Here is a 1043-nt window from a genome sequence, read left to right as displayed (position 1 = left end):
CGTCGTCCAGCGCGGCCAGCGCGGCCTGGACCTCGCCGAGCTCGATGCGGTAGCCGCGGATCTTCACCTGCTCGTCGGCGCGACCCAGGTAGCGCAGCTGTCCGTCGGGCCCCCAGCAGACCAGGTCCCCGGTGCGATACATGCGCGCCCCGGGCGCCCCGAACGGGCACGCCACGAACCGCGAGGCCGTCAGCCCGGCCCGGCCCACATACCCGGCGGCCACCCCGTCGCCGGCCACATACAGCTCGCCGACGACCCCCTCGGGCACCGGGCGCAACCACGGGTCGAGCACGAACAGGGCCGCGCCGTCCACCGGCAGACCGATCGGCGGCGTCCCGGATCCCCGCGTCAGCGGGGCGCTGATCGCCACACACATGGTGGTCTCGGTCGGGCCGTAGGCGTTCACCATCACCCGGCCGGGCGCCCAGCGATCCACCACCTCGGCCGGGCAGGCCTCGCCGACCACCGCCAGCGTCACCGACTCCAGCCCCTTCGGCGACAGCATCGCCACCGCCGACGGGGTCTGCGTCAACACAGTGACCTCCGCGTCGACGAGCAGGGCGTGGAAGTCCTTCGGCGAGCGGGCCACCGACTCGGGCACCACCACCAGCCGGCCGCCGCGCAGCAGCGCGCCGAAGATCTCCCAGACCGACACGTCGAAGGCGTACGAGTGGCTCTGCGTCCACACGCCCACCCGCGGCAGGCCGGCGTCCAGGGTGTCCAGCAGCTGGGTCACGTTGCGGTGGGTGATCGCCACGCCCTTGGGGACACCGGTGGTGCCCGAGGTGTAGATGACGTAGGCGATGCCGTCGGCCGCGACCGCCGGCAGCGGCGTGGCCGCGCGCTCCCCGATCCGGGGGTCCTCGATATCGATGACCGTCACCTCGGAGCCGTTCAGCCGCGACCGCAGGCCTTCGGTGGTGACGGCGGCGACCGGCGCGGCGTCGTCGAGCATGAAGCGGATCCGGGCGCCCGGCGCGGCCGGGTCGATCGGCAGGTACGCCGCCCCGGTCTTGAGCACCGCCAGGATGGCCACGATCGCC

1 protein-coding gene is annotated in these 1043 nt (G+C 73.9%); it reads right to left on the bottom strand.

From position 1 onward, the window contains the following. On the bottom strand, positions 1 to 1043 hold a 1043-nt coding region (locus tag A5646_RS02030), incomplete at both ends, for an amino acid adenylation domain-containing protein (protein WP_156765492.1).

It is taken from the genome of Mycobacterium sp. 1245499.0, from assembly GCF_001673615.1.
In the GTDB taxonomy this organism is placed as follows: domain Bacteria; phylum Actinomycetota; class Actinomycetes; order Mycobacteriales; family Mycobacteriaceae; genus Mycobacterium; species Mycobacterium europaeum_A.
This window is presented reverse-complemented; position numbering and strand designations above follow the sequence as displayed.